Here is a 26,748-nt window from a genome sequence, read left to right on the forward strand (position 1 = left end):
AGCAGGCTCTCAATGCGCTTGGTCGTCGTTTACCGAAGACTGTAATGCGCGGGCAAAAGAGTTTGCAATCGCCTGGCGCTGGGCCGGAGCGATGCTTGTATTGATAAGGTTAGTGACCATGTTTCCCAGCACCATCAGGGAAAGATCGGTCGGCGCCTTATGTTTTTCCAGTACGTTGAGCATCTCATTCAACAATTGTTCAACGTGTTCATCACTATAGCGGGAAATTTGTGGCATAAATCGAAATCAGTCTGTTCATGAAAGGGCAACATATTACCGTAGCGACAGTTTTTTTTCTGCTTTTTTATCTTCTATTGCGTCACTGCCCGGCAGGTGGTTGAATACCGCCCGGTCTTAAAGGAGAGTTTATCATGAGTCTGGATATCAACCAGATTGCCCTGCACCAGCTTATCAAGCGTGATGAGCAGAACCTTGAGCTGGTCTTGCGCGATTCATTACTGGAACCGACAGCGACCGTTGTCGAGATGATGGCTGAACTGCATCGGGTGTACAGCGCTAAGAACAAAGCGTATGGCCTCTTTAGCGAAGAGAGCGAACTGGCGCAAACCTTGCGTTTGCAGCGCCAGGGAGAAGAGGATTTTCTGGCGTTTAGTCGTGCTGCGACGGGGCGTTTGCGTGACGAACTGGCGAAATATCCGTTTGCCGACGGTGGGATCGTACTGTTCTGCCATTATCGCTATCTGGCGGTAGAGTACCTGCTGGTCGCAGTGCTGAACAATTTGAGCAGCATGCGCGTCAATGAAAACCTGGATATCAACCCGACGCACTATCTGGATATCAATCATGCAGACATCGTGGCACGCATTGATTTAACCGAGTGGGAGACTAATCCCGAGTCCACACGCTACCTGACTTTCCTGAAAGGTCGGGTAGGGCGTAAAGTTGCTGATTTCTTTATGGATTTTCTTGGTGCCAGCGAAGGGCTGAACGCCAAAGCGCAAAACCGAGGCTTACTGCAAGCTGTGGATGACTTTACCGCCGAAGCTCAACTGGACAAAGCCGAGCGCCAGAATGTGCGTCAGCAGGTTTACAGCTACTGTAACGAGCAGCTCCAGGCGGGTGAAGAGATTGAGCTGGAGTCACTGTCGAAAGAGCTTTCCGGCGTCAGTGAAGTCAGTTTCAGTGAGTTTACTGCTGATAAAGGGTATGAGCTGGAAGAGAGCTTCCCGGCGGATCGCAGTACACTGCGCCAGTTAACCAAGTTTGCCGGGAGCGGCGGTGGGTTGACGATTAACTTTGATGCCATGCTGTTGGGTGAGCGTATCTTCTGGGATCCGGCAACGGATACCTTAACCATCAAAGGTACTCCACCGAATCTGCGCGATCAGCTACAGCGTCGGACTTCGGGCGGAAAATAAGTGGATGCCGGGCTGTGATGTAAACATCTCCCCGGCCTGTGTCATCATCGTTCACAAGATGCCATAAAAAAACCCCGCCGAGGCGGGGTTTTTCTTCAACTTGTTGGCGATTACGCGCGAACGAAGTCGATGTGAGCCAGTTTTGGCTTGAACGGATGACGCTGTACTGCCTGAGCTTTAACTTTAACTTCTTTACCGTCAACAACGATGGTCAGAACTTCGCTGTAAAATTCAGCTTTAGCTTGCATGTTCATGATTGAATCGTGATCCAGTTCGATAGCAATCGGGGCTTCTGCGCCACCGTAGATGATTGCCGGGAACTTGTTAGCGGTACGCAGGCGGCGGCTCGCACCCTTACCCTGCTCTTTACGTACTTCTGCATTGATAGTAAACATTTAAATCTCTCTTAATTAAGTCCTGTTACAGGCGACCCAGCAACAGGTAAGTGATCTGCTTTGCGTATGCAAAAGCGGGCGAGATTCTATACTCAAACGGCTGGTACATCAATCAAAAGTACAATTAACCACGTAATTCATGTGCTCGCCGGAAGCGGCCTTCATAATCGAAGACCTTTTCTCGGACTTGCCAGTACTGACCTTTCATGCGTGCGACCACAAAATCGGGATACCGTAACAGGGCCTGTTGCGCAAGAATATCTGCGGCGGTTATCCAGCGTAATGGAATACCCGGTGTTCGGGTGTGAGGGCGAATAAATAGCTGCTCAAACGCAGTGCGTTGAGCGGGAGTGTGCAAGCGAAAGCGCTCGCTGACATCTGCGCCATCTTCATCGTAATAGGTGATTTTCAGCCATTCGCCTTTGTCATCCTGACCATTCTGTAGCACCATTCCGCTACAACGCAGGACCAGCGCATCTTTGAGCCTCAACGCCGCCTTTAGCATATCATCCGGGTCGACCAGGACGGTATCGCACGCACGACAGCGCCGGGCGGCGATGTCATTTTCAGCATTGCATTGCGGACAATTTTTAAAGCGGAAACGAAAATCGCACTGTTCACGATGGCCATCATCATCTTCAAACCAGCCCTGACAGCGTCGGCCAAAATGTTCAATTAGCGTGCCATCGGCGGTCATCTTTCCCCAGAAGGTGTTTGCAAACCCGCAGGCTGGACAGAAAACCTGTACCGGGACATTGTCGCTTTTCCCTTTCGGCGCGCCGACTTCCGGGGCGTACAAATCGTGTGGATTACCTGCGTAGTCGAGGATCAGACAATCGGTCTTGCCTGGTGCCAGTCGTAACCCGCGCCCGACAATCTGTTGGTAAAGACTAACTGACTCGGTAGGGCGCAGGATCGCAATGAGGTCGACGTGCGGGGCATCAAATCCGGTGGTTAATACCGCCACGTTGACCAGGTAGCGAAAGCGTTGTGCTTTAAAGTTTTCAATAAGTACGTCGCGCTCGCTTCCTGGTGTATCGCCAGTAATGAGAGCAGCATCGTCAGCAGGTAACAGCCCGAGAATCTCTTTAGCGTGCTCAACGGTGGCGGCGAAAATCATTACCCCTTTGCGCGTCTGGGCAAACTCAATAATCTGGCTGATGATATGCGGCGTTATTCGCTGCTGCTTTTTCAGCTCCCGGTTAAGGTCAGCTTCGCTAAACAAGCCATTACTCTGCGCCTGCAGGCGACTAAAGTCATACTGGACTACTGGCATATCAAGGCGTTCTGGTGGCGTCAGATAGCCATGTTTAATCATGTAGCGCAGCGGTAATTCGTAAATGCAGTCGCGAAACAGCGCCTTTTCATCTCCGCGCACCATGCCATGATAATGAAAATGGTAAATCCAGCCTTTACCGAGACGAAAAGGTGTGGCGGTAAGACCGAGCAGGCGCAAGTGAGGGTTTACTTTGGTCAGGTGAGTAAGGATTTGCTGATACTGACTTTCTTCATCATCACCGATGCGATGGCACTCATCGACGATTAACAGGGAAAACTCAGCCTGAAACGCCTCAAGATTGCGTGCGACTGATTGCACGCTACCGAAAACCACTTTTCCATGACTCTCTTTACGCTTCAGACCCGCGGCAAAAATATCAGCTTCCAGCCCTAGTGCGCAGTACTTTGCGTGGTTTTGCGCGACCAGTTCTTTTACATGTGCCAGCACTAACACGCGCCCACGCGCCACGCGAGCCAGTTCGGCAATCACCAGGCTTTTACCGGCTCCGGTTGGCAGGACGATTACCGCAGGTGTGCGGTGGTGGCGAAAGTGGTTGAGCGTGGCATCCACGGCTTCTTTTTGGTAGGGACGAAGTGTAAAAGTCATGGTCTCACTGTGATAAATGGTAACGATGAATAGTATGCCACGAATCTTTTTCCCTTGAGGGAAGTTGTTAGCTCGTTATACTGGGCGGAAAACGGCTCCACTTTTCGGGCATAACGCTCGATTTCCGTATTGTTACAGGCAAAATCACACTCATGCGACTTGATAAATTTATCGCTCAGCAACTCGGCGTCAGCCGCGCTATTGCCGGGCGTGAAATCCGTGGTAACCGTGTTACCGTTGATGGTGAAATCGTCAGAAATAGCGCGTTTAAACTGCTGCCAGAACATGACGTTGAATATGACGGCAATTCCCTGGTTCAACAAAATGGCCCGCGCTATTTTATGCTTAATAAACCTCAGGGCTATGTTTGCTCAACGGATGACCCGGATCATCCGACGGTGCTCTATTTCCTTGATGAGCCTGTTGCCTACAAACTGCATGCGGCAGGGCGTCTGGACATTGATACCACCGGGCTGGTACTGATGACCGATGATGGACAGTGGTCACATCGCATCACTTCTCCGCGTCACCATTGTGAGAAAACCTATCTGGTGACGCTGGAGTCGCCGGTGGCAGAAGATACCGCCGAACAGTTTACCCGGGGTGTTCAACTGCATAATGAGAAAGATCTCACTAAACCGGCGGTGCTGGAAGTCATTACGCCTACGCAGGTCCGTTTGACCATCAGTGAAGGGCGCTATCATCAGGTTAAACGTATGTTTGCTGCCGTGGGGAACCACGTTGTGGCACTGCATCGTGAGCGAATCGGTGCCATCAAGCTTGATGACGATCTTGCGCCTGGTGAGTACCGTCCATTGACCGAAGAAGAAATTGCCAGCGTTAACTTAACCCCTCGTTAATTTCAGGAGCTAAATGTGACCACCCGGCAGAACTCTTCAATTGCCATTGTTTTTATCCTTGGCTTGTTGGCCATGTTGATGCCGTTGTCGATCGATATGTATCTTCCGGCTCTGCCGGTGATTTCAGCTCAGTTTGGCGTGCCTGCGGGCAGTGCGCAAATGACTCTCAGTACCTATATTCTGGGATTCGCGGTAGGGCAGCTGCTCTATGGCCCAATGGCAGACAGCATTGGGCGCAAGCCGGTGATTTTGGGGGGAACGCTGGTTTTCGCCGCGGCGGCCGTTGCTTGTGCGCTGGCGCAAACTATCGATCAATTGATCATTATGCGTTTCTTCCACGGCCTGGCGGCTGCGGCAGCGAGCGTGGTTATCAATGCTCTGATGCGCGATATTTATCCGAAAGAAGAATTTTCGCGCATGATGTCATTCGTCATGCTGGTCACGACAATTGCTCCGTTGATGGCCCCGATTGTGGGGGGCTGGGTGTTAGTATGGTTAAGCTGGCACTACATCTTTTGGATCCTGGCCTTAGCAGCAATTCTGGCCTCGGTGATGATTTTTACCCTTATCAAAGAGACTCTGCCCGTCGAGCGCCGTCAGCCTTTTCGCCTGCGCACGACAATGGGGAACTTCGCCTCGTTGTTTCGACACAAGCGGGTCTTGAGCTACATGCTGGCCAGTGGGTTTAGTTTTGCTGGGATGTTCTCATTCCTTAGCGCCGGACCCTTTGTCTACATTGAGATCAACCATGTTTCGCCACAGAATTTCGGCTATTACTTTGCGCTGAACATCGTCTTCCTGTTTGTGATGACAATTATCAACAGCCGATTTGTCCGTCGGGTTGGGGCATTAAATATGTTCCGCACCGGGCTATGGATCCAGTTCGTTATGGCTGGCTGGATGGTATTCAGCGCGTTGTTCGGGCTAGGGTTCTGGGCGCTGGTGGTTGGTGTTGCTGCGTTTGTCGGTTGCGTGTCGATGGTGTCATCAAACGCGATGGCAGTCATTCTGGATGAGTTCCCGCATATGGCAGGTACGGCGTCATCGCTGGCCGGGACTTTCCGCTTTGGCATTGGCGCTATTGTTGGTGCGCTGTTGTCACTGGCGACCTTTAATTCAGCCTGGCCGATGATCTGGTCGATAGCATTTTGTGCTACCAGTTCAATTCTTTTCTATCTCTATGCCAGCCGTGCAAAAAAAACGGTGATCTAATACACAACCTGGAGGCCACAAGGCCTTCAGAGGTGATGTACATCAACAGCAAATCTATCATTTCCCCAGCTTATGTTTATTTTATGTAAAATCAATTTATGTAAAAAGTCACACCATTGTAGTTAAAAAGGTTGAGTTAGATCGCAGAAACGAGTACATATAGCCCGCAAAGATGTCCGAATTGATAAATAAATTTAAATACCTGGCTAAGTAAGCCGCATACGGACTGGATGTAAACGTTTACTAACTCTCTAAAGACGTGATGTCAATGATGTGTTAATATTGGTGTAAAATAATTGTGAAGTAATTGTGCTTCCGGGGAATAAAAGTGACTACATTACAACTCTCAATCGTTCATCGTCTGCCGCAGTGCTATCGTTGGTCGGTGGGTTTCGCAGGTTCAAAGGTTGAACCGATTCCGCAAAACGGTCAGAGCACGGAGAACAGCCTGGTGGCGCTCAAATTGCTCAGTCCCGACGGTGACAGCGCGTGGTCGGTAATGCATAAACTCAGTCAGGCGCTCAGCGACATTGAGGTTCCTTGTTCCGTTCTGGAATGTGAAGGGGAACCGTGCCTGTTTGTAAATCGCCAGGATGAATTTGCCGCAACCTGCAGGCTGAAAAATTTCGGTGTGGCGATAGCGGAACCTTTTTCAAACAACAATCCATTTTGAGCGTCAGCTTAGCGCGAGCAGCTGACGCGTATATTCCTGTTGTGGTGCGTTAAATACGTGCTCGCATTGCCCCTGTTCCACGACCTCTCCCTGCCTTAGCACAATCACCTGATGGCACAACGCACGTACAACATGCAAATCGTGGCTGATGAAGATATAAGCCAGGCGATGCTTTTCCTGTAATAACTTCAGCAGCGTCAGGATTTGCGCCTGTACGGTTCTGTCGAGTGAGGATGTTGGCTCATCCAGAATGATAAGTGATGGTTTTAAAATTAAGGCTCTGGCAATTGCGATGCGTTGGCGTTGACCACCGGAAAATTCCGCAGGATAGCGATGTCGCGTTTCAGAATCCAGCCCCACTTCTGCCATGACCGCTTTCACTTGTACTTCGCGTTGTTCTGCCGAAAGGGTTGGCTGGTGAACCCGCAATCCTTCTTCAATGATCTGTAAAACACTCAAACGCGGATTCAGTGAAGAATTTGGGTCCTGAAAGACAACCTGAATGCGATGGCGCACCGGCAACAGCTGACGACGATTTAACGTATGCAGCGCGTGACCATCAAATACAATACTCCCTTGTGATGCGATTAGCCTCAGTAGAGCCAGGCCAGTGGTGCTTTTGCCTGAGCCTGATTCACCTACCAGCCCTAACGTTTCCCCAGCTTTCAAAGAAAAGCTGACGTTATTAACCACCACATTATGGTCCACGACGCGTTTAAGGATGCCTTTGCGAACGGGAAAACCGACACAGAGACGCTCAACTTCCAGCAAGGGAGATTGTCCGGCCGGTAACGGTACCGGCTCGCCGGAAGGTTCGCTGTGTAATAATTTTTGCGTGTAGGGATGGGAAGGGGATGAAAGCAGTATCCCGGCCTGATTTTTCTCAACACACTGACCGTTTTGCATAACTGCAACGGAATCTGCCAGTTTTTTCACAATGCTGAGATTATGGGTGATAAACAGCAGACCCATGTTCAATTCGCGCTGCAATTCCCGTAGCAGTTGCAGGATCTGTGCCTGCACGGACACATCCAGCGCGGTAGTGGGCTCATCGGCAATTAACAGCTCCGGACGTGTTAGTAGCGCCATCGCGATCATGACGCGCTGGCGTTCGCCGCCGGAAAGCTGGTGCGGATAGTCCGCCAGACGTTTTGCCGCCTGACGTATCCCTACGCGATCCAGACAATTCAGGATTTCTGCCCGTGCAGCCTCCCGACGCATTCCCCGGTGAAGTGACAGCACCTCATAGAGTTGTTTCTCCAGACTATGGAGCGGGTTCAGCGACACCATCGGCTCCTGAAAAATCATTGCGATTTTATTTCCCCGTACGCCGCGTAGCGTCTGCTCGTTAGCATGGAGTAATGGTTCACCGTGAAAACGGATATCGCCGGAGAGGTATACCGCCGGAGGGGAGGGCAATAAACGTAAAATCGACAGCGCGGTGACGCTCTTACCCGAGCCAGATTCACCCACCAGTGCCAGGGTTTGACCTGCTTCAACATGCAACGAGACATTATTGACCACGGTACGCACGGTTTCCTGCTGGCGAAAACCAACCGACAAATTCTCAATGGCTAACAGAGGTTGTGTCATCTTATATCGCCTTGTTGGGGTCAAACGCGTCACGCACCGCTTCACCAATAAAAATCAGTAGCGAGAGTAAGAGGGCTACGGACACAAAGGCTGTGATCCCAAGCCACGGTGCCTGCAAATTGTTTTTACCCTGTAAAAGGAGTTCTCCCAGCGATGGTGAGCCGAGCGGTAAGCCGAATCCCAGAAAATCCAGTGATGTGAGCGTAGTGATTGAGGCGCATAATATAAACGGTAAAAAGGTCAGGGCGGCGACCATTGCATTCGGCAACATATGGCGCAGGATAATGTTGCGATCGCTCACGCCTAGAGCCTGAGCGGCGCGAATGTAATCAAAGTTTCGCGTGCGTAAAAATTCGGCGCGTACCACACCAACCAGACTCATCCAGCCAAACAGTACCGTGATGGCCAGCAGCCACCAGAAGTTCGGTTGTACGACGCTTGATAGCAAAATAATCAGAAACAGCGTCGGCATACCTGACCACACTTCAATGAATCGTTGCCCCCACAGATCCACTTTTCCGCCGTAGTAGCCCTGTAGCGCACCCGCCATAACGCCCATGACGCTGGAGCACAGGGTTAACATCAAACCAAAAAGAATCGAAATACGTGTGCCATAGAGGATCCGCGCCAGCACATCGCCACCATTTGCATCCGTACCCAGCCAGTTTTGTACCGACGGTGGAGAAGGGTAGGGCTTGTCGGTGGCAAAGTTAATGCTGGTGGCTCCAAAGCGTACGGGCGCCCACAGGATCCATCCCTGACTTTCCAGACGCTGCTGTAGCCACGGATCCTGATAATCGGCTTTGGTTGCCAACGGTCCGCCGAAGTCGCTTTCGCTGTAGTTTTTGACGAGAGGGAAATACCAGCCGCCTTCATAGCGCACCAGCAATGGCTTATCGTTCGCAATCAGTTCGGAGCACAAGCTGAGCCCGAACAGCACCAGAAAAATCCATAGCGACCAGTAACCGCGACGATTATGGCGAAAACGTGCCCAGCGGGCCTGATTGACGGGGCTTAATCGCGGCATTAGCGTCCCTCAAAATCTATACGAGGATCGACCAGTGTATAGCTGATATCACTCAGGATATTGAGCAGCAGGCCGATCAGGGTGAAGATGTAGAGTGTGCCAAACATCACCGGGTAGTCGCGTGACACGGTAGATTCATAACCTAGTAATCCCAGGCCATTAAGCGAAAACATCACTTCAATAAGCAGCGAACCGGTGAAAAACATGCTGATAAAGGTAGCTGGGAAGCCTGCTATCACTAACAGCATGGCGTTACGGAAAACGTGTTTCCACAGAATATTCTTTTCGCTAACGCCTTTGGCTCGTGCGGTGACAACATACTGCTTACGAACCTCATCCAGAAATGAGTTTTTGGTCAGCATGGTCAGCGCGGCAAATCCGCCAACCACTGTTGCCAGCACCGGTAAGGTGATGTGCCAGAGATAGTCGGTTACCTTCTGATACCAGGGCAGTGTGTCAAAATTAGCGGAAACCAGGCCCCGTAAGGGAAAGAGGTCGTAGTAACTGCCGCCAGCAAAGAAAACGATCAATACAATAGCAAACAGGAAGGCGGGGATCGCATAGCCGATAATAATGAATGCGCTGCTCCACACGTCAAAGCGGCTACCGTTATACACCGCTTTACGGATCCCGAGTGGAATCGACACCAGGTAGATGATGAGCGTACTCCATAACCCCAGAGTAACTGAAACAGGCAGGCTGTCTTTAATCAACGTGATTACCGAGGCACTACGAAACAGGCTATCGCCAAAGTCGAAACGAACATAGTCCCAGAGCATTTTGAAATAACGCTCGTGAATGGGCTTATCGAATCCGTAACGGCGGGTAATTTCGGCGATCACTTCCGGATCAAGGCCGCGTCCGCCTCGATAATTACTGTCACTGATATTCCCGACGCCAGTTTGCGCATGACTGGCGCGAACTCCTTCACTACCCGCGCCTGGCAATGCCCCGGACTGACCGAATTCAATGGCGGCAACGGCCTGCTCGACTGGGCCGCCAGGTGCAATCTGCACGATAAAAAAGTTGATAGTAATGATGGCCCAAAGTGTCGGGATCACCAGCAGCAGACGTCGTATCAGATAAGCGCCCATTTATTCTCCCTGTCGTCTGGCTGCGGGAAGTTTTGCCGCTTTGTTAACGTCATACCACCAGGTATCCAGACCAATGGTATAAATGGGGCGGATGGCCGGATGTGAAAATTTGTCCCACCAGGCCAGGCGATCCTCTGCCATAAACCACATCGGCAGCATGTAATAGTTCCAGGTTAATACCCTGTCCAGCGCGCGTCCCAAAGGGATCAGCTTTGCTTTATCACCCTGTGCCGCAATGATTTGGTTAATCAACTTATCAATGACCGGGCTTTGCACGCCAGGGGCGTTATAGCTGGAATCGATATATTCTGAGGCCCAAAGGATTTGCAGATCAGAACTTGGCCATGGCGTCGCGCGATATAACCTCGGCATCATGTCATAGTCGCGACTGCGCAAGCGGTTAGTGATTTGCGAGTTATCAACCTGGCGGATATTCATGGTAATGCCTAGCCGTTGCAGGTTGTGTTGAAACGGTAATACCCACTGACTGTTACTGCCTGCCGGGAGTAACAGTTCGAATGCCAGTGGTTTGCCGTTGGTGCTGTTAATCCTCCGCTGGCCCTTCAACACCCATCCAGCCTGATCCAGTAACGCACTAGCTTTCAACAAATTCTCACGATCGTAACCATCGCCTTGAGATACCGGGGGCTGATAGATTTGATTGAAAACCTCGGTTGGCAGATCTTTCTTCATTGGTGCGAGTATGACCAGTTCATCCGCGTCAGGGTAATTTCTCGCGGCATACTCCGTATTCTGAAAATAGCTGTTTGTTCGGCTCCAGGCATTATAAAACAGAGCTTTATTCATCCATTCAAAATCAAAAGCCAGCGTAATGGCTTCACGTACACGCCGGTCATTGAATACCGGACGTTTGATATTAAAGGCTAACCAGCGAGTATCCTGTGCGGATTCGTTTTTTTGTTCATCTTTGACGATGTGGTGATTAGCAAAATTTTTACCGGTATAGCGTGTTGCCCAGTTTTTAGCATCGCTCTCAAGGCGCAGGTCAAAAGCCCCGGCTTTAAACGCCTCAAAGGCGACGTTGTCATCAAGATAGTAATCGTATCGAATGGTATTAAAGTTCCAGCGCCCGCGATTGACCGGCAGGTCAGCGGCCCAATAATCTTTGACGCGCGAATAGACTATATACTGTCCCATTTTCCACTGGGTGATGCGGTAAGGGCCGCTGGCGAGTGGAGGGGAGGGCAAAGGGTCGCTGAGCTTGTGATCTTTCCAGTACTTCTCTGGCATAACGGGTAATGAAAACAGGCTGAGCATGTCTTCTTTGCCTGGCTTGGCTAATTCAATCCGTACGGTTAACAGGGCGATTGCTTTGACGGTCGTGCCTTTGTAGACCAGACGAAACTGCGGCACGCCTTCGGTCATAAATTTCTGGAAGGTGAATGCGACGTCTGCGGCGGTGATGGGTGAACCATCGTGAAATCGCGCGCGTGGATTAATCGTGATTTCTACCCATGAGTAGTTGTCAGCATAGCGTGCGCTATCGGCGATGAGCGGGTAGTAACTGCCTGGTTCATCGTCAGACGTGGTAAATAAGGTGTCATAGAGCGTTTCGGTGCGCGCACCGGGATTGCCACGCACTGAATAGCGGTTAAAGTTGTCGAATGTACCAATGGCTGAGAGGGTGATCTGTCCCCCTTTGGGGGCTGCAGGATTAACATAATCGAAGTGATTAAAATTGAACGCGTATTTTGGTTCGCCCAGCACAGCAAACGCATAGCTTTCTTTGATGGTTTGGGCCTGTACGCTAAAACCAATCAGGGCGATGAAAAGTAATAATACGCGTCGGATCATATGAAGATGGTTTCCTTTTCCAGTCACCTGTCGCTATCCAACAGATATCATGCCTGAACAATAAGGGATTCGTCGGCTATTGTATCGTGTTTGTACACATTACATGACGCCATCACCATTTTGGCATATCGGGTTTAGCCATCCAGCGTACGAAATTATCAAGAGTCAGCGGACGGCTGACCCAATATCCCTGAAAAAAATTAACCCCATGGGCGCGTAACCAACGGGCTTGCTCCAGGGTTTCCACCCCTTCAGCAACCGTCAGCATATTGAGGCGTCTCGAGAGAGTCAATACGGCATCCAGTACCGGGGATGTTACGGTTTCTGTACCAATAGCTTTGACGAAACCGCGATCGATTTTCAGGTAATCGACGGTGAAACGTTCCAGATAGATGAGTGCGCTATGGCCGGTGCCAAAATCATCAATGGCAATTTCGAACCCGGCGGAATGCAACCACTCAAATATTTGAGTCGCTCCATGCTGATCAAGCATATCGCGTTCGGTAATTTCCAGGACTATTTGAAAATGCTGCGCAGGCATCGAGGATTTCAGTTGCTGAATATCGTCTTTAAAACTTTCGTCGTGCAGATGAGTCGGTGCAATATTGATCCCTAATTTGGCCCCAACAGGTAACACTTTTTGCAGCACAGGCGCATCCCGGGACACCAGTTCGAACAGGTGCTGGGTCAACGGCACAATCATCTGCTGTGATTCGGCATAGTGAATAAACGCATCGGGGGGAATTTCCCCTGCGGTAGGATCGCGCCAGCGCAATAATATTTCGACACCTTTAACTTCCAGCGTCTGCATATCCATAACGGGCTGGTAGACCACATAAAACTGATTGTGCTTGATAGCTGCCAGGATCTCTTTACCCGGTCGTAAACGGACTGAGTAAATGTAATAGCAGAGTAAAGCGGCAATGACCCCGCCCATGCAGCCCAACATTACGGCATACCATACGTCGTTGTATGTCCACTCATCGGTATACAACCGTATCTTTAGCGGCAGGTCACCTATTGCCACCTCACGTGAGGGGGTATCGGGGAGATCGGCAAGCGTCATTAATCGAGCAGAAAATGTCGAGATTGCGGTGTTGCCGATGAGCAGGGCAAAACCTTTAAAATCATCCTGCCGGGCAGTATAGAGAAGGTAAGGGGCCAGGTTGATATTCAGAGAAGCAAATACGCCACTATTATCCAGTGATGGATGAGGGTACCAAATCATTATGGCTGGTTTGGTCGGCATCATCGGTGTACCAGACTGGATCTCCATATCGATTTTTTTACTGATATCCAGGCCGGGTATCAATGACTGAATAGGGGAGTCCATCGCTCCGGTTGCTGACGAGCAGAACGCGATGCCGTCTTTTACCAGCAAAAAAGCGCGAACATTCAGGCTAAAAGCCGCGCTGGAAGTGAGCTTAGATGAAACTTGCTGACAGCTTTTGGGGATCAGAGGCTGTAGTGCCTGGGCAGTAAAGCTAAGTTCTGCGAAGTATTTTTCCACATGATGCTGTATATCGGACGCCAGCGTATCGTACTTAACTTCTCGATTATGCCATGACATGAAAAATTGCAGAATGCTGACGAATAATGCAACGATTAACCCCGTTAAAACACAGGTGAGCAGGATTTTCCGACCGGAAGAAGAGGCGCGTTTGAACATAGTTCCTGATGTTTACCCGAAGTAACCGCTTATTATTAAACCGCTTAATCTGTATGACTATAACCTGGAATGACTCACATAGTGAGATTTTTCTTAAGTGAAGGCGTAAAGCAAAAAGCACTGCCTAAGCAGTGCTTTTTAAAAGTCTCATCAGGATAGCCAAGGGATAGCTGCCAAACGAAAATTAACTGCGGCTCAGGACCCGGCGAGCTTCGTTGTAGCGTTTTTTCCAGTAAGGCTCATTCATACTGGAGATAACAACGCCACTACTGGTCGAGGCGTGGACAAACTGATTGTTACCGATATAAATACCGACGTGACGGCCAGTGGAGCCAGCACGGAACAGAACCAGATCGCCTGTGCGCAGATTGGTGCGCGAAACGGATTTACCCGTTTCTTGTTGTTCGTAAGTTGAGCGAGGAAGCTCTAAACCAAATTGTTCACGGAATGTACGCTGTACAAAACTCGAACAATCGATGCCTTTTTTAGTGCTGCCGCCAAGGCGGTAACGCACACCTTTCCAGTCAGCATATTGATCCATGATTCGTGATTTAACATCGATATTACGGACCATATTTTCAAATTCATCCTGAGAGGCTTGCAGTGAAGAGTTATCTCCATTGCCCACAGCATGCGTCTCAGAATGCATATTCTTGGCGGTGTTCGTTGTGCTACATGCAGAAAGCAGAACCGCAACTGCTATCGCGGGTATACCCCGCAAGATATATCTCAAAATCGGTTGAGATTTGACCATTTTGTTTGTTTTCCCTTGAAGTCCTTAACGATAAATATCGTTATAAAAAATGCCAAACGTGACGAGACTAATTACCCACGCACGATGAGACAATTCTTTAAGGTCAAATCTGTGGCAGAACGCACAAATTTATTCATAAAGAGAATAATTATCCCGCGAGGCAAAACGAGTTCGAGATTACCCGATCGCTACGGTCATTGCGAGTCATTTTATGTGATTTTTTATAAGAAAAAGTGATACAGAAAGTGAATAAACGGCATTGGTCAAAATAAGAACAATCAGGGTGGGAAACATGCAATCCATTCATTTTCAACAGGAATAAGATGACAGGAGAATGACAGTTAAAATGATGAATTATTGTTCAACATCATCAGGGAATCAGAAGTATCCCTGATGATGTTAATTACTTTGCGTTATTTGTTTAAAAAATGTTTGTTTTTACCCGGAAGATAATTAGCAAAAAGAGTCACCATCCGGTCGCTTAATGGCGTCATTAGACACCAGGGCAGTCCAATCAATACTACCGTCATTGAACCGACCACGATATCAGTGAGCCAGTGAGCGCCGATCATTACACGCGGAAATGCAAAAACCACAGCGATAATAAGGCCGATTAATCCTGCGACTTTTCCGAAATAACGCAGCATAAATGCGGAAAAAATAAGCAGCATCATACCGTGATCGCCAGGGAAACTGTCTCTTGACGCATCTTTGGTTGGAATATGCAGCAGTTCACTGACGCGATTAATATTATCCAGCATCAGGGTGGGGCTGGCGCGTTTAACCGGAATAAGCGCCTGGCCCAACTGGTTTAATACCACCGCAGTGAGCAGCATCACCAGGCCAATAGCGACAATACGCCGGCGCCCGGTTGGTGTTTCTTTTAACCAGAAACTCAGCATTAGTGCGCCCATCGCCAACAATGAGCAGCCGTCAAATGCCCGATTGTTGGTGATTGCAACAATCCACAGGAAGAGCGGGCTTTCAACCAGTTTCTGATTAAAGAAGTGGAAGACGCCATAATCAATAGAAAACCAGAAACCATGCCCGGTCGGAATGTACCATGACAGAAACAGCGCCAGGCCAGCGATGTTGAGCATAAGGATAAGAGGGTATCGAGTTTTCATCGTCGTTTTCCATTGCTAAAAACGCAGGCAACCTTACGCGCAACCGTCTAAACGAAGCCTCAACAATGCGCTCTGTAACGCATTCCAGTCGGTCTCAGTGTCTGAGATGAGTTCAATACGGCTGTCCGGCGGTGCGACATTTTGTGTCTCAATATGCCAGTCGTCGCCCTGACGATTAATCCGCACCAGTCCTTCTTTAATACGCATAACGCCCTTTACGCGCCCGACCGGGGCAAGACGTGACCATTCCAGCAGGCCGATGGTATCGAACACGGTATCAGCATCAAAAATCCAGCCGCAGGCCTGATGACCCTGCCCACTGTTCAGGCTACGACGCCAGCGTTGTTGTGCAGGCAGACTCAGCGCCGCCAACCCCTTTTTGTCAGCATGTTGGTGGGTGTGCGCTGCGCTGGAGGGAAGTTCAGCCAGATTCAGTCGCGGTAAATCCAGTAACTGCCCGTCAATTTTTCCGTGCTCGGTATGAATCAACTGGCGATTTCCGCCGTAATGCTGCCACCAGGTTTGCAGGGCATTCTTGCTTTCCGTTGTGGCGCGATCTGATTTGTTGGCGACAATGACATCTGCGGCGGCTAGCTGATCGCGGAAGTTATCATTAGCGACGCTTTTTTCGTCCAGTAACAGGCGTGGGTCAAGGATGCAGAGCGTGGCGCGCAGATCGATCCATGGTTCGTAAACCGGAGCGGTGAGTAAGTCCAGAATCTGTTTTGGGTGCCCAAGACCGGTAGGTTCGATCAGCAGCCGGTCAGGTTTTCCCTGGCGCAACAGCGTATTGAGACCAACCTGCATCGGTAAACCGTTAACGCAGCACATGCAGCCACCGGGGATCTCCTTTAGCAGCGCTCCGCTGTCAGCCAACAAAGCACCGTCAATGCCGACTTCACCAAATTCATTGACCAGCACGGCCCACTTCTCTGCGGGATCTTTGTTCGCCAGTAAATGAAGAATCGAGGTGGTTTTGCCACTGCCGAGAAAACCGGTAATGAGGTTGGTTTTAGTCACGTTTGCTCCAGAATTATAAAATGCCGTGATAGCGTTCAATAATCCTGGCGAAAAAAAATGAAAAAGAGAAGGGGAGAGAGGACGAAGGAATGCTTCGTCCTGTTTGGAGCCTATCCCATTAGGCTATTTTATTTGTCATTTTGTATCCTGGCAGTGCCCATAATCCTCACGTACTGCATGCACGCTTCGGTTGTTCCGCGCTGTTCGTATCCAAACTGACTGCAACAATCTACGCCTAATGGGATAGGCTCTTAATGGCAGAGATCGTTAATTTTTTAACGTATCAATTACTGCCTGGTGCGCACCGTGCTGGGCAATACGTTGCCATGCCTGCTCAATGGCGCTGACAAATTGCGAATTTTGCACCAGATCGGTGGCAAAAATTTCGTGCAAGGAAAGTAATGCGGTGACACGTTCTGATTCCGTACTGCGCTCGACAATTGTGCGGATTTTTTCACTCATCGGGTCGCGTATATCTATGGCTGAGCCTGCATCGTCCACCCCACTAACGTAACGCATCCAGCCCGCAATACCGAGTGCCAGCAAGGGCCATTCGCTTTGGCGCGCTAAATGTACGCGGATGCTTTCCAGCATGCGCTGCGGTAATTTCTGGCTCCCGTCCATCGCGATTTGCCAGGTTTTGTGCTTTAGCGCCGGGTTGGCAAAGCGTTCCAGCAGGCTGGTGGCGTACAGGTCTAAATCAACGTCGGTGATTTGCAGCGTGGGGGCCTGTTCATTGAGCATCAGGCAGTAAGCGGCTTTACGAAACGCACTGTCTTGCATACAGTCGCTGATGTGTTGAAATCCGGCCAGATAACCGAGATAGGCCAGAAACGAATGGCTGCCGTTGAGCATTCGCAGTTTCATTTGTTCCCACGGCAGAACGTCATCGACCATCTGTACGCCCGCGCGCTCCCACTGGGGGCGACCAGAGACAAAGTTATCTTCGACGACCCACTGGATAAAAGGCTCGCAGCTGATTGCGCAAGGGTCGGCAACGCCCAATTCATGGGCAATTTCATCCAGTGACTCTTCGGTCGCGGCCGGGACAATGCGGTCTACCATGGTGCCAGGAAAACTGACATGCTCTTGTATCCACAGCGCCAGTTCAGGCGATCGCTTTTCTGCCATTCCCAGTACGGCATTTTTTACCACATGGCCATTGTCCGGGATGTTATCGCAGGAGAGTACGGTAAAAGGAGGCACTCCTCGTTCGCGTCGGCGGTGCAGGGCTTCAACAATGATACCTGGTGCTGAGTGCGGTTCATCCGGCGTCTGTAAATCGTGAACAATGCGCGGGTTGGAGATATCAAGCGTCCCTGTCGCCGGGTCAATACAGTAACCTTTTTCGGTGATGGTTAAGGAAACAATAGCCACCTGTGGCTCGCAGAATTTTTCAATAATGGCTGCCAGTGAATCCAGCTTAGCGTTCAGACACTCTTTGACGGCGCCAATAACAATTGACTGATTGCCATGCGCGCCTTTTTCTAACACGGTATATAAATGATCCTGCTCACGAAGTTGACTCATCAGTCGATCGCCACTGAACAGACTGATCTCACAAATTCCCCAATCGCCACCCTGTGCATTCAGTACCCGATCGGTCAATAAGGCCTGATGAGCACGGTGAAATGCCCCGAAACCAAAATGTACGATCCGCGTTTTTAATTGTTGTCGATCGTACTGAGGCATCAGTACATTTTCCGGGAGTTGGGCGGAGGCAATAGTTTTCATTAAATACACCTGATTAACCATTAATTAACAATGCCAGTATAAAGTTATATGACAGCAAATTAAATTGGTGTGCCTTATTTATCCGGGGAATGTGAGCTTGATCAATCAATCATCGGCGTTCTGTTGATCATTCAACGGATGCCTGTATGGTAGTCGTCATTCGCGCAACTTAATTTGGTATAACAACTTATGAGGTGAACCAATGGAACAAACCTGGCGTTGGTACGGACCTAACGATCCGGTATCGCTTGATGATGTGCGTCAGGCTGGCGCAACTGGTGTTGTGACCGCCTTGCACCATATTCCCAACGGTGAAGTGTGGCCCGTCGAAGAGATTCAAAAACGCCAGGCCATTCTGGCTGAAAAGGGGCTGACCTGGTCGGTGGTGGAAAGTATTCCGGTTCACGAAGATATCAAAACGCTCTCCGGGCAATATCAAACGTGGATTGCGAATTATCAGCAAAGTATCCGTAATCTGGCGACCTGCGGCATTGATACCGTGTGTTATAACTTCATGCCGATTCTCGACTGGACGCGTACTGACCTTGAATATCAGTTGCCGGACGGCTCTAAAGCGTTGCGTTTTGATCAGATAGCGTTTGCAGCCTTTGAGTTGCACATCCTGCAACGTCCAGGTGCTGAGGCGGATTACACCGTGGAAGAGCAGCGCCAGGCCCGGGACTATTTCAATTCCATGAGCGCCGCTGATATTGAAAAGCTGACCCGCAATATTATCGCTGGTCTGCCAGGTGCTGAAGAAGGTTATACCCTGGATCAATTCCGCGCGCGTCTGGCGGAATACGACGGCATCAGCAAAGATGATCTGCGTAATAATATGGCTGTTTTTCTGCGTGCGATCGTACCGGTAGCAGAAGAAGTTGGCGTGCGCCTGGCCGTACATCCTGACGATCCGCCACGCCCGATCCTCGGCCTGCCGCGTATCGTTTCTACGATTGAAGATATGCAGTGGCTGAAAGAAACGGTAGACAGCATCTATAACGGTTTCACCATGTGTACCGGATCATACGGTGTGCGTGCGGATAACGATCTGGTGAAAATGATTGAAACCTTTGGCGATCGTATCCACTTTACGCATTTGCGCTCAACCTGCCGTGAAGAAAACCCGAAAACTTTCCACGAAGGCGCACACTTACAAGGTGATGTGGATATGGTATCGGTAGTGGCTGCCATTCTGACCGAAGAACAGCGTCGTAAGAAGGCGGGCGATCTGCGTCCAATCCCGATGCGTCCGGATCATGGACACCAGATGCTTGACGATCTGCACAAAAAAACCAACCCAGGCTACTCTGCTATTGGTCGTCTGAAAGGGCTGGCTGAAGTTCGTGGTGTTGAACTGGCACTGAAACAAACACAGTTCCGCGATCTGTTGTAATGTCGCTAACAGGGATTGAGCGTCAGGCTCGATCCCTGTTCATCACCAGGGCTGCAATAATGCCTGCTCCAGCACCGTCAGTACCTTGTTTATCTGTTGTATTTGCAACCCACCAAAACCGAAAAACATGACAGCGTCGCTGTTCTCTTTACGCCAGGCATCTTCCGAACCATTTTCAATGTTCTCCAGCGTATCAAAACGGATACCTGCCTGCAGACAGCGCGCTTGCAGTTTTGCGATAACCTCGGGTGATCTGGCTATGCGCAAAGAGAGGTGCAGGCCTGCCGTCGCACCATCGATTTTCCCTTCAGGAAACAAAACTGAAAGGCCGTCACGCAATAGGGTAAGACGTGCTGCATAGCTGCAGGCAAGTTTGCCAAGATGGGTATAAAACACCTGATTTTGCATGAGCTCAGCTAAAAACTGCTGCAATAACCACTGGCTGCCGTTGTTATTTAGCGCTTTCATATTCTGTACAGCCGGTAGAAGCTCATCAGGACAAACGAGATAGCCGAGACGCACCCCCGGCCCCAGCGTTTTTGAGAATGTCCCCATATAGATAACCCGATCGTGATAGTCCATGGCTTTCAGTGCCGGAAGAGGATTCTCTCCGTAGGTAAAAACGGCATCATAGTCATCTTCAATGATGTAGGCTCCAACGCGCTGTGCCCAGGTCAGTAATGACTTTCGTCGTTCTAACGACAGAACATTTCCCATCGGGTATTGATGAGCTGGTGTCACATAACAAAGCTGGGTTTCAACTTCGGGTAAATTATCAGTGCGTAGGCCATGGCTATCGACTGCAACAGGGGTAATATCCGCGCCGTAATAATTAAACAGGTACCATGCGCCAGAATAACAAGGGGATTCGGTCACAACATGACACTTTTTTTTCTGTGATACAGCATGATGAATAATAAATATTTGGCTAAGCAGAGACAATCCTTCCTGAATCCCATTGGTAATAATGATGTTCTCTGCACGAGTATTAATACCTCGGGATAAATTAAGGTATCTGACCATTTGATCACGTAATGGAAATAATCCATTTGGTGAATGATAACGAGTAAGCAATTGTTCCTTAAGTACACTGGGAGCATTATTCCATTTTCGCCAACTTGCCCAGGGAAAGGCATTGGGATCGGGAACGCCCATCCGGCAATAGAACTCTCTGCCCATCTCACCGTAGACATCGGTGGAAGCCCCCGCAGGCTTGGGCTTTACTGGCGGAGAGCCTTCTGCAGAGGTCACGTGTGTTGGGGGGCTACGCACAGGAGCCGTAAAGATCACTTCATAACCAATACCCTGCCGGCTCTTAATAAAGCCCGCCGTCATGAGCTTTTCATACGCCATAACTATCGTAATCTTGGCAACATTTAACGTCTGGGCTTGCTCACGGATAGAGGGCAGTTTGTCACCGCAAAGCAAATCTCCCTGCTGAATAGCCTGGAAATAAAATTGAAAGATCTGCAATTGCAGTGGAGTACGGCTTTCTCTGTTGAGAGACAGTGTCAGCATGAGAAATTCCTTATTAAAACATTATTGGCATATTACGACTTTCGGCTTTCCACTATTTTGACGCGCCTCATAGAGTCGGTGCTGTTCCTACGCCCCACCTTCAGTGTCTCTATTTTTGATTTTTATTATCCCTTAGCGTGTCGCTATTAAAATAATGGAGGCAAGTATGTCGTGGATAAGAAAAAACGCGCTTTGGTGCGTATTCGGCGGAGCAGTAGCAATGTCTTTCGTCATTTGGGGAACGTGGCAGGGCGTACATTACACCAGCACCACTGAGTTTTGTTTATCGTGCCACGCGATGGGTACTGCAGGGGAGGAATATAAAACCAGCGTGCATTTTCGAAATGCCTCTGGCGTTCGCGCGGAATGTAAGGATTGCCACATTCCACCGGGTATTGTTCCAACCCTGATACGTAAGACGGAAGCGTTAAACGATCTATACCACACCATTATCTCTCCTTCGATCGATACGCCTGAGAAATTCAATCTAAAGCGTGCGGAACTGGCGCAACGGGAATGGGCGCGCATGAGCGCTAACAATTCCGCGGCCTGTAAATCGTGTCATAGCTATGAGGCGATGGATCACGCTAAACAGTCTGCTAATGCGGTGGCACAAATGACGGCGGCTGCGGCAAAGAACAGTAACTGCATTGACTGCCACAAAGGCATTGCACATCACAAACCCGATATGAGCAGCGGTTTTCGCGATCGTTACAAGCAATTGCAGAGTCAGGGTGAACAATTACCCACGGCGACGACGCTGTATTCGTTAGGTGAAAAATCACTGGCTGCCACAGCAGAGAGTGCTGCAGGTAAAGCCATGCTGTACCCGGCAACGGAAGTGCGTGTGCTGAAAAGAGAGGGGAAAAACGTTCATATAGAACTGACCGGCTGGCGGGAAAGCAAAGGACGTGGTCGGGTGATAACTCAGTATATGGGCAAACGCGCTTTCGCTGCCGTATTAGATGCTTCGCTGATGAATAATGTGAAGATTCAGCAAACTCAGGTTGATCCTGAGTCACATCAGGAATGGCAACTGGTGAGCGTGATTGCCTGGAGTTCTGCGGATGGTTTTACCGACAATGTTGACTCCATCTGGCAATACGCCGATCAGATGTTGCAGTCCACCTGTAGCGCCTGTCATAGCACACCGCCAACGAGTCGTTATACCGCTAATGGCTGGATCGCCGGCTTGAAATCCATGTCCACCTACTACCGGCTTAATCCGGTGGAAGATCGCACGCTGTTGAAATATCTCCAGACTCACGCCAGCGATGTACCTGAATCTAACAATACAAAAGGATAATTTATGGATATTCATGATTTTAACCCGTCACGTCGACGGTTTTTGACCGGAATGTTAGCCGTTGGCGCCGTCAGCGCATTAGGGCCGAATCCCCTGATCTCAAAGGTCTGGGCTGCAGGTGAAAATCCTGAGCAATGGATCCAGTCTGGTTCGCACTTTGGCGCTTTTGAAGCCAAAGTCGTGAACGGTGAATGGATAGATACCCGTCCATTCAAACATGATAAATATCCCTGCGATATGCTCAATGCCGTTCGGGAAGTGGTCTATAACCCATCGCGCGTGCGCTATCCGATGGTGCGGTTGGACTGGTTACGCAAGCGTGAAAAGTCAGATCGCAACCAACGTGGCGATAACCGTTTTGTCCGTGTGAGCTGGGATCAGGCGTTGGATCTGTTCTATGAGGAGCTGGAGCGGGTACAAAAGATCTCTGGTTCTTCTGGCGTATTTACCGGACTGGCGGACTGGCAAATGGTTGGAAAATACCATAAGGCCGGCGGCGCGATGGACCGGGGACTTGGCTTGCATGGAAGCTATGTCACTACCGTTGGCGACTATTCAGCTGCAGCGGCGCAGGTGATTTTGCCTCACGTGATTGGCTCGCTTGAAGTCTATGAACAGCAAACTTCGCTCCCGTTGGTTATCGAAAATACCAATACAATCGTGCTATGGGGTTGCGATCCTATCAAGAACTTACAGATCGAATTCCTCGTTCCCGATCACGACGCATTTGGGTACTGGCAGCAGATTAAAGAGGCCGTCGCGCAGGGTAAAATGCGGGTTATCAGCGTTGATCCCGTACGCAGCAAATCGCAAAACTATCTTGGCTGTGAACAACTGGCGATAAGACCGCAAACTGATGTTGCTTTGCTACTGGCGCTCGCACATACCTTGTACGAAGAAAAATTATACGACGCCGCGTTTATCAGCGATTACACCGTTGGGTTCGAGCAGTTTTTGCCGTACCTGACGGGAGAGAGCGACAAACAGCCGAAAAGCGCTGAGTGGGCGGCGGAAATTTGCGGCCTGACTGCGGAGCAAATTCGCGATTTTGCCCGTTTGCTGGTGAAGGGGCGCACACAATTTATGGGTGGATGGTGCGTGCAGCGTATGCACCATGGCGAACAATATCCCTGGATGCTGGTGGTGCTGGCCAGCATGGTCGGACAAATTGGGCTGCCTGGTGGCGGTGTGGGCTTTGGCTGGCATTACAACGGTGGCGGTACAGTCACCTCTGCGGGCCCCGTACTGAGTGGCCTCGGCAGTATCAACAACCCGCCTGCTGCGAAATACAAAGCGGACTTTCGCGGCGCTTCGGAGCATATTCCTACCTCACGAATGATCGATTGTCTGCTGGAGCCGGGCAAGAAGATCGCTTTCAATGGTGAAACATTAACTTTTCCTGACATCAAAATGGCGATTTTCAGCGCGGCCAATCCGTTCCATGCCCAGCAGGATCGCAACCGGATGATCGATGCCTGGAAGAAGCTGGAAACCGTGGTAGTTCTCGATCATCAGTGGACGGCATCTTGTCGTTTTGCAGATATCGTCCTGCCCGTGACAACGCGCTTTGAGCGTAACGACATTGAGCAGTTTGGTACACATTCGAATAAAGGGCTGATGGCCGTCCGCCAGGTTGTCAAACCCCAGTTTGAAGCGCGACACGACTTTGATGTCTTTGCCGGTCTGTGCAAACGCTTTGGTCAGGAAGAGACATATCGCGAAAAGCGCGATGAAATGCAGTGGATAAAATCCATTTATGAAGAGGGCGTGAAAACCGGGTCATCACTTGGCGTCAGTATGCCGGACTTTGAAACCTTCTGGCAGGGCGAAGGATACATTGAATATCCTGTCGGGAAGCCGTGGGTGCGACATGGAGAATTTCGCGAACAGCCGGATATCAATCCGTTAGGAACGCCTTCCGGTCTGATTGAAATCTACAGTAAAACCATCGCTGGTTTCCAGTATCAGGATTGTCCTGGACATCCGGTGTGGATGGAGCCATTTGAGCGCAGCCATTCTGGTAAGAAAGATAAATATCCGCTGCATTTGCAATCCTGCCACCCGGATAAACGCCTTCATTCCCAGCTCTGTTCCAGCGATGCGTTTCGTAATACCTATGCGGTTGCTGGAAGAGAGCCGTTGTACATGAGCGAGGCGGATGCCCGTGCGCGTGGCTTAAAAGCCGGGGATATTGCGCGCGTATTTAATGCCCGTGGTCAGGTGCTGGCGGGCGTGGTAATCAGCCCTGACTACGCGCCTGGCGTTATCCGAATTCATGAGGGAGCGTGGTATTCGCCGCAAGAAGGTGGGAAATCGGGCACGTTATGCACCTATGGCGATCCGAATGTGCTGAGTGCGGATGTCGGTACATCGCAACTGGCGCAGGGACCTTCAGCGCATACGGTACTGGTCGAGGTGGAACGATACCAGGGGAGTGCCCCACAGGTCACGGGTTTCGGTGGTCCGGAGGTCGTGAAAGAGGAGAAGGTTAGTGCAGCATAATCACATTTATCAGCAGCGTGCAGCGGTATACCAGTGGTTTTCGCAACTGCTGTTCCGTGAGCTGAACGAGGAGCAACTCACCAGTCTGGAAAGTGGGGAAAACCGAAAGTGGCTGGCGTCGCTAACGGCGATCCCTGGGTTGTCTTTTGATATCAAAAATCTGGAACGCAGCCTTGCCCGGGTGCTGCGCCGTGAAGACCGACAACTGGAGCTGGCGGCGGATTTTGCCTCGTTGTTTTTGCTGGCGCCTCCCGGCGGTGTTTCTCCCTATGCGGGACATTATCCACATACGACGGCGGCCGAAGAACGCAGGGAAATGAATGTGCTGTTAGTTGAGTATGGGCTGACACCGCATGAAAATGAGACTGCCGACCATATTGCTGTACAGTTGTCATTGATGGCGAGAATGGTTGCCAATAAAGAGAAGCTGTCCGCGCAATATTACTTTTTGCATCATCACATCATGTGCTGGGCACCGCTGTTACGGGAAAGCTGCTTGCACCGGGACGAAGAGGGATTTTATCCTCAGGCGGTTAATGTCATAACGCATTTTATGCGTGAAGATGAGTTGTATCTGGAATCTCTTTTGATGGACGATTTTTACCTCAGCAGCCAGAGCTGAAAATAACAAAGGGACAGCAGATGCTGTCCCTTTTAGCTTGTGTCGCTGCGAAAAGTTAGTCTGCACGGCCCATATAGCGGCGTTCTTCAATGTGAATACGGATTTTTTCACCCGCACTCAGATATTCAGGAACCAGGATCACCAGACCAGTGCTCAGAGTGGCGGGTTTGTTACGCGCACTTGCTGAAGCGCCTTTGATGCCCGGTGCCGTTTCAACGATCTCCAGATCTACGGTCTGTGGCAGTTCAAGCGCCAGCAGTTGGCCGTCCCAGGTCAGAACCTGCATGTCCGGCATCCCGCCTTCCGGAATGAACAGCAGCTCTTCTTCAATCTGGTCTTTGGTGAAGGTATACGGGGTATAGTCTTCTTTATCCATAAAGACATATTCGTTGCCATCAACGTAGGAAAAATCAACGCCACGGCGGCTCAGCGTAACGGTATCTACGATATCGTCGCCTTTGAAGCGCTCTTCAACTTTCAGACCTGTACGGACATCAGAAAAACGCATTTTGTACAGCGTAGCTGCACCGCGTGCGGTTGGTGATTGAATATCAATATCTTTTACAATCAGCAGTTTGCCGTTGTAGTTCAGTACCATACCTTTTTTAATTTCGTTCGCTCTTGGCATCGAAAAAATCCTGTAGTGGGGAGTGTCTAAAATATCGCGTCAAACTACTCGCGCCGGGCCATTCAGGCAAGCGGAATTGTCACTTTTGCTGGTGCAAAAAAGGGGATACACACATCATCCTTGACGTTGCCTCTTTGTTGGCTGCGCTTATAACTCCAGGGGCGTGTTACGTGTACGCTTCCGGGACTCATTCACTTGCTGCCCCGATGCTTATTGAGTGATTGTGTGTATACTGTTCACTACCTGCACCATCCGATGGTTTACGTTAAAGAGAATACTGTATGGAATGCCGTCCGGATTGTGGTGCATGTTGCACTGCGCCTTCTATCTCCAGCCCTATCCCTGGCATGCCTGATGGCAAGCCTGCCAATACACCGTGCGTTCAGCTTGATGAATCACTGCGCTGTAAACTCTTTGGTTCTGAGTTGCGCCCAAAAGTGTGTGCAGGTTTGCAGCCCTGCGCGGAAATGTGCGGGCAAACAACGCACCAGGCAATGCTGTATCTTATTGAACTTGAAGCGCTGACCGCACCCTAGAGCCAG

At 50.1% G+C, this 26,748-nt stretch carries 23 protein-coding genes; 9 read left to right on the plus strand and 14 right to left on the minus strand.

The genetic code is table 11. From position 1 onward, the window contains the following. Positions 1–9: 9 nt before the first annotated feature. Complete coding sequence (locus tag SK36_RS05980) at positions 10–237, minus strand: YejL family protein (protein WP_003027506.1); 228 nt, start codon at positions 235–237, stop codon at positions 10–12. Between the two features lie 134 nt (positions 238–371). On the opposite strand from SK36_RS05980, the gene yejK reads away from it, so the two are divergent. Beyond that, positions 372–1,379 (plus strand): nucleoid-associated protein YejK, encoded by a 1,008-nt coding sequence (gene yejK, locus SK36_RS05985; RefSeq protein ID WP_005129293.1) that lies wholly within the window; start codon positions 372–374, stop codon positions 1,377–1,379. A 110-nt stretch (positions 1,380–1,489) separates the two neighbouring features. Here the strand turns inward: yejK and rplY are convergent, their stop codons facing one another. Together rplY and SK36_RS05995 are read right to left on the minus strand one after the other, a co-directional pair. Beyond that, on the minus strand, positions 1,490–1,774 hold the full coding sequence (rplY, locus tag SK36_RS05990; protein WP_045445132.1) for a 50S ribosomal protein L25: 285 nt from the start codon (positions 1,772–1,774) through the stop codon (positions 1,490–1,492). Positions 1,775–1,898: 124 nt separating this feature from the next. Further along, entirely contained in the window at positions 1,899–3,659 is a 1,761-nt protein-coding gene (locus SK36_RS05995; protein WP_048221021.1) for a DNA repair helicase RadD, read from the minus strand. Positions 3,660–3,811: 152 nt separating this feature from the next. Here SK36_RS05995 and rsuA point away from each other — a divergent pair, with 152 nt between their 5' ends. From rsuA to SK36_RS06010, 3 genes are all read left to right on the plus strand, one after another. Next, positions 3,812–4,519 carry a 16S rRNA pseudouridine(516) synthase RsuA gene (gene rsuA, locus SK36_RS06000; RefSeq protein WP_045445126.1) on the plus strand — a complete coding sequence of 236 codons (708 nt, stop codon included), beginning with the start codon at positions 3,812–3,814 and terminating at the stop codon, positions 4,517–4,519. A gap of 15 nt (positions 4,520–4,534) precedes the next feature. Beyond that, positions 4,535–5,731 carry a Bcr/CflA family multidrug efflux MFS transporter gene (locus SK36_RS06005; RefSeq protein ID WP_048221022.1) on the plus strand — a complete coding sequence of 399 codons (1,197 nt, stop codon included), beginning with the start codon at positions 4,535–4,537 and terminating at the stop codon, positions 5,729–5,731. Positions 5,732–6,059: 328 nt separating this feature from the next. Next, on the plus strand, positions 6,060–6,404 hold the full coding sequence (locus tag SK36_RS06010) for a YejG family protein (RefSeq protein WP_045445119.1): 345 nt from the start codon (positions 6,060–6,062) through the stop codon (positions 6,402–6,404). Between the two features lie 3 nt (positions 6,405–6,407). Here the strand turns inward: SK36_RS06010 and yejF are convergent, their stop codons facing one another. The 9 genes from yejF to SK36_RS06055 all read right to left on the minus strand — a co-directional run bounded on the left by yejF (position 6,408) and on the right by SK36_RS06055 (position 18,237). Continuing rightward, on the minus strand, positions 6,408–7,997 hold the full coding sequence (yejF, locus tag SK36_RS06015) for a microcin C ABC transporter ATP-binding protein YejF (RefSeq protein WP_048221023.1): 1,590 nt from the start codon (positions 7,995–7,997) through the stop codon (positions 6,408–6,410). Position 7,998: 1 nt separating this feature from the next. Beyond that, positions 7,999–9,024 (minus strand): ABC transporter permease, encoded by a 1,026-nt coding sequence (locus SK36_RS06020; protein ID WP_048221024.1) that lies wholly within the window; start codon positions 9,022–9,024, stop codon positions 7,999–8,001. Next, positions 9,024–10,118 (minus strand): microcin C ABC transporter permease YejB, encoded by a 1,095-nt coding sequence (locus tag SK36_RS06025; protein WP_045445111.1) that lies wholly within the window; start codon positions 10,116–10,118, stop codon positions 9,024–9,026. The genes SK36_RS06020 and SK36_RS06025 overlap by 1 nt, the downstream gene beginning before the upstream one ends. After that, complete coding sequence (locus SK36_RS06030) at positions 10,119–11,933, minus strand: extracellular solute-binding protein (protein WP_048221025.1); 1,815 nt, start codon at positions 11,931–11,933, stop codon at positions 10,119–10,121. Positions 11,934–12,045: 112 nt separating this feature from the next. Continuing rightward, positions 12,046–13,602, minus strand: coding sequence for a cyclic di-GMP phosphodiesterase (locus tag SK36_RS06035; RefSeq protein WP_048221026.1), 1,557 nt, complete (start codon positions 13,600–13,602; stop codon positions 12,046–12,048). Positions 13,603–13,786: 184 nt separating this feature from the next. Further along, on the minus strand, positions 13,787–14,356 hold the full coding sequence (gene mepS, locus SK36_RS06040; protein WP_045445102.1) for a bifunctional murein DD-endopeptidase/murein LD-carboxypeptidase: 570 nt from the start codon (positions 14,354–14,356) through the stop codon (positions 13,787–13,789). Between the two features lie 413 nt (positions 14,357–14,769). After that, positions 14,770–15,483: a phosphatase PAP2 family protein gene (locus tag SK36_RS06045; protein ID WP_048221027.1), complete on the minus strand. Its 714-nt coding sequence runs from the start codon at positions 15,481–15,483 to the stop codon at positions 14,770–14,772. 33 nt (positions 15,484–15,516) lie between these two features. Next, a complete protein-coding gene (locus SK36_RS06050; protein WP_048221028.1) occupies positions 15,517–16,503 on the minus strand; it encodes a CobW family GTP-binding protein in 987 nt (328 codons plus the stop codon). 267 nt (positions 16,504–16,770) lie between these two features. Further along, positions 16,771–18,237 carry a mannitol dehydrogenase family protein gene (locus tag SK36_RS06055; protein WP_045445093.1) on the minus strand — a complete coding sequence of 489 codons (1,467 nt, stop codon included), beginning with the start codon at positions 18,235–18,237 and terminating at the stop codon, positions 16,771–16,773. Between the two features lie 202 nt (positions 18,238–18,439). Between SK36_RS06055 and uxuA the strand changes: the two genes are divergently transcribed. Then, the gene (gene uxuA, locus SK36_RS06060; protein WP_048221030.1) at positions 18,440–19,630 is read left to right on the plus strand and encodes a mannonate dehydratase; all 1,191 of its coding nucleotides are present in this window, start codon (positions 18,440–18,442) and stop codon (positions 19,628–19,630) included. Positions 19,631–19,672: 42 nt separating this feature from the next. On the opposite strand, the gene pdxR is transcribed toward uxuA, so the two are convergent. Beyond that, a complete protein-coding gene (gene pdxR / locus SK36_RS06065; RefSeq protein ID WP_048221031.1) occupies positions 19,673–21,148 on the minus strand; it encodes a MocR-like pyridoxine biosynthesis transcription factor PdxR in 1,476 nt (491 codons plus the stop codon). A gap of 166 nt (positions 21,149–21,314) precedes the next feature. Here pdxR and torC point away from each other — a divergent pair, with 166 nt between their 5' ends. From torC to torD, 3 genes are read left to right on the plus strand one after another with little or no spacing between them, the layout of a single operon-like run. Continuing rightward, a complete protein-coding gene (torC, locus tag SK36_RS06070) occupies positions 21,315–22,454 on the plus strand; it encodes a pentaheme c-type cytochrome TorC (protein ID WP_048221032.1) in 1,140 nt (379 codons plus the stop codon). Positions 22,455–22,457: 3 nt separating this feature from the next. After that, entirely contained in the window at positions 22,458–24,956 is a 2,499-nt protein-coding gene (gene torA, locus SK36_RS06075; protein ID WP_048221033.1) for a trimethylamine-N-oxide reductase TorA, read from the plus strand. Continuing rightward, a complete protein-coding gene (gene torD, locus SK36_RS06080) occupies positions 24,946–25,578 on the plus strand; it encodes a molecular chaperone TorD (RefSeq protein WP_048221034.1) in 633 nt (210 codons plus the stop codon). Before torA ends, torD begins: the two co-directional genes overlap by 11 nt. Positions 25,579–25,633: 55 nt before the next feature. Here torD and yeiP read toward each other — a convergent pair whose 3' ends face one another. Continuing rightward, positions 25,634–26,206, minus strand: coding sequence for an elongation factor P-like protein YeiP (gene yeiP / locus SK36_RS06085; protein ID WP_045445067.1), 573 nt, complete (start codon positions 26,204–26,206; stop codon positions 25,634–25,636). 281 nt (positions 26,207–26,487) lie between these two features. Between yeiP and SK36_RS06090 the strand changes: the two genes are divergently transcribed. Further along, a complete protein-coding gene (locus SK36_RS06090) occupies positions 26,488–26,742 on the plus strand; it encodes a YkgJ family cysteine cluster protein (protein WP_048221036.1) in 255 nt (84 codons plus the stop codon). The last annotated feature ends 6 nt before the right edge of the window (positions 26,743–26,748 follow it).

The sequence above is a fragment of the Citrobacter sp. MGH106 genome, assembly GCF_001037495.1.
Taxonomy (GTDB): Bacteria; Pseudomonadota; Gammaproteobacteria; order Enterobacterales; family Enterobacteriaceae; genus Citrobacter; species Citrobacter murliniae.

Coding starts and splice junctions, on each gene's coding strand:
- SK36_RS06030 (WP_048221025.1), bottom strand. CDS start 11,933: ATGATCCGACGCGTATTATTACTTTTCATCGCCCTGATTGGTTTTAGC.
- uxuA (WP_048221030.1), top strand. CDS start 18,440: ATGGAACAAACCTGGCGTTGGTACGGACCTAACGATCCGGTATCGCTT.
- yeiP (WP_045445067.1), bottom strand. CDS start 26,206: ATGCCAAGAGCGAACGAAATTAAAAAAGGTATGGTACTGAACTACAAC.
- pdxR (WP_048221031.1), bottom strand. CDS start 21,148: ATGCTGACACTGTCTCTCAACAGAGAAAGCCGTACTCCACTGCAATTG.
- SK36_RS06045 (WP_048221027.1), bottom strand. CDS start 15,483: ATGAAAACTCGATACCCTCTTATCCTTATGCTCAACATCGCTGGCCTG.
- SK36_RS05980 (WP_003027506.1), bottom strand. CDS start 237: ATGCCACAAATTTCCCGCTATAGTGATGAACACGTTGAACAATTGTTG.
- mepS (WP_045445102.1), bottom strand. CDS start 14,356: ATGGTCAAATCTCAACCGATTTTGAGATATATCTTGCGGGGTATACCC.
- SK36_RS05995 (WP_048221021.1), bottom strand. CDS start 3,659: ATGACTTTTACACTTCGTCCCTACCAAAAAGAAGCCGTGGATGCCACG.
- SK36_RS06020 (WP_048221024.1), bottom strand. CDS start 9,024: ATGCCGCGATTAAGCCCCGTCAATCAGGCCCGCTGGGCACGTTTTCGC.
- yejF (WP_048221023.1), bottom strand. CDS start 7,997: ATGACACAACCTCTGTTAGCCATTGAGAATTTGTCGGTTGGTTTTCGC.
- SK36_RS06025 (WP_045445111.1), bottom strand. CDS start 10,118: ATGGGCGCTTATCTGATACGACGTCTGCTGCTGGTGATCCCGACACTT.
- torC (WP_048221032.1), top strand. CDS start 21,315: ATGTCGTGGATAAGAAAAAACGCGCTTTGGTGCGTATTCGGCGGAGCA.
- SK36_RS06055 (WP_045445093.1), bottom strand. CDS start 18,237: ATGAAAACTATTGCCTCCGCCCAACTCCCGGAAAATGTACTGATGCCT.
- torA (WP_048221033.1), top strand. CDS start 22,458: ATGGATATTCATGATTTTAACCCGTCACGTCGACGGTTTTTGACCGGA.
- yejK (WP_005129293.1), top strand. CDS start 372: ATGAGTCTGGATATCAACCAGATTGCCCTGCACCAGCTTATCAAGCGT.
- SK36_RS06035 (WP_048221026.1), bottom strand. CDS start 13,602: ATGTTCAAACGCGCCTCTTCTTCCGGTCGGAAAATCCTGCTCACCTGT.
- rplY (WP_045445132.1), bottom strand. CDS start 1,774: ATGTTTACTATCAATGCAGAAGTACGTAAAGAGCAGGGTAAGGGTGCG.
- SK36_RS06090 (WP_048221036.1), top strand. CDS start 26,488: ATGGAATGCCGTCCGGATTGTGGTGCATGTTGCACTGCGCCTTCTATC.
- rsuA (WP_045445126.1), top strand. CDS start 3,812: ATGCGACTTGATAAATTTATCGCTCAGCAACTCGGCGTCAGCCGCGCT.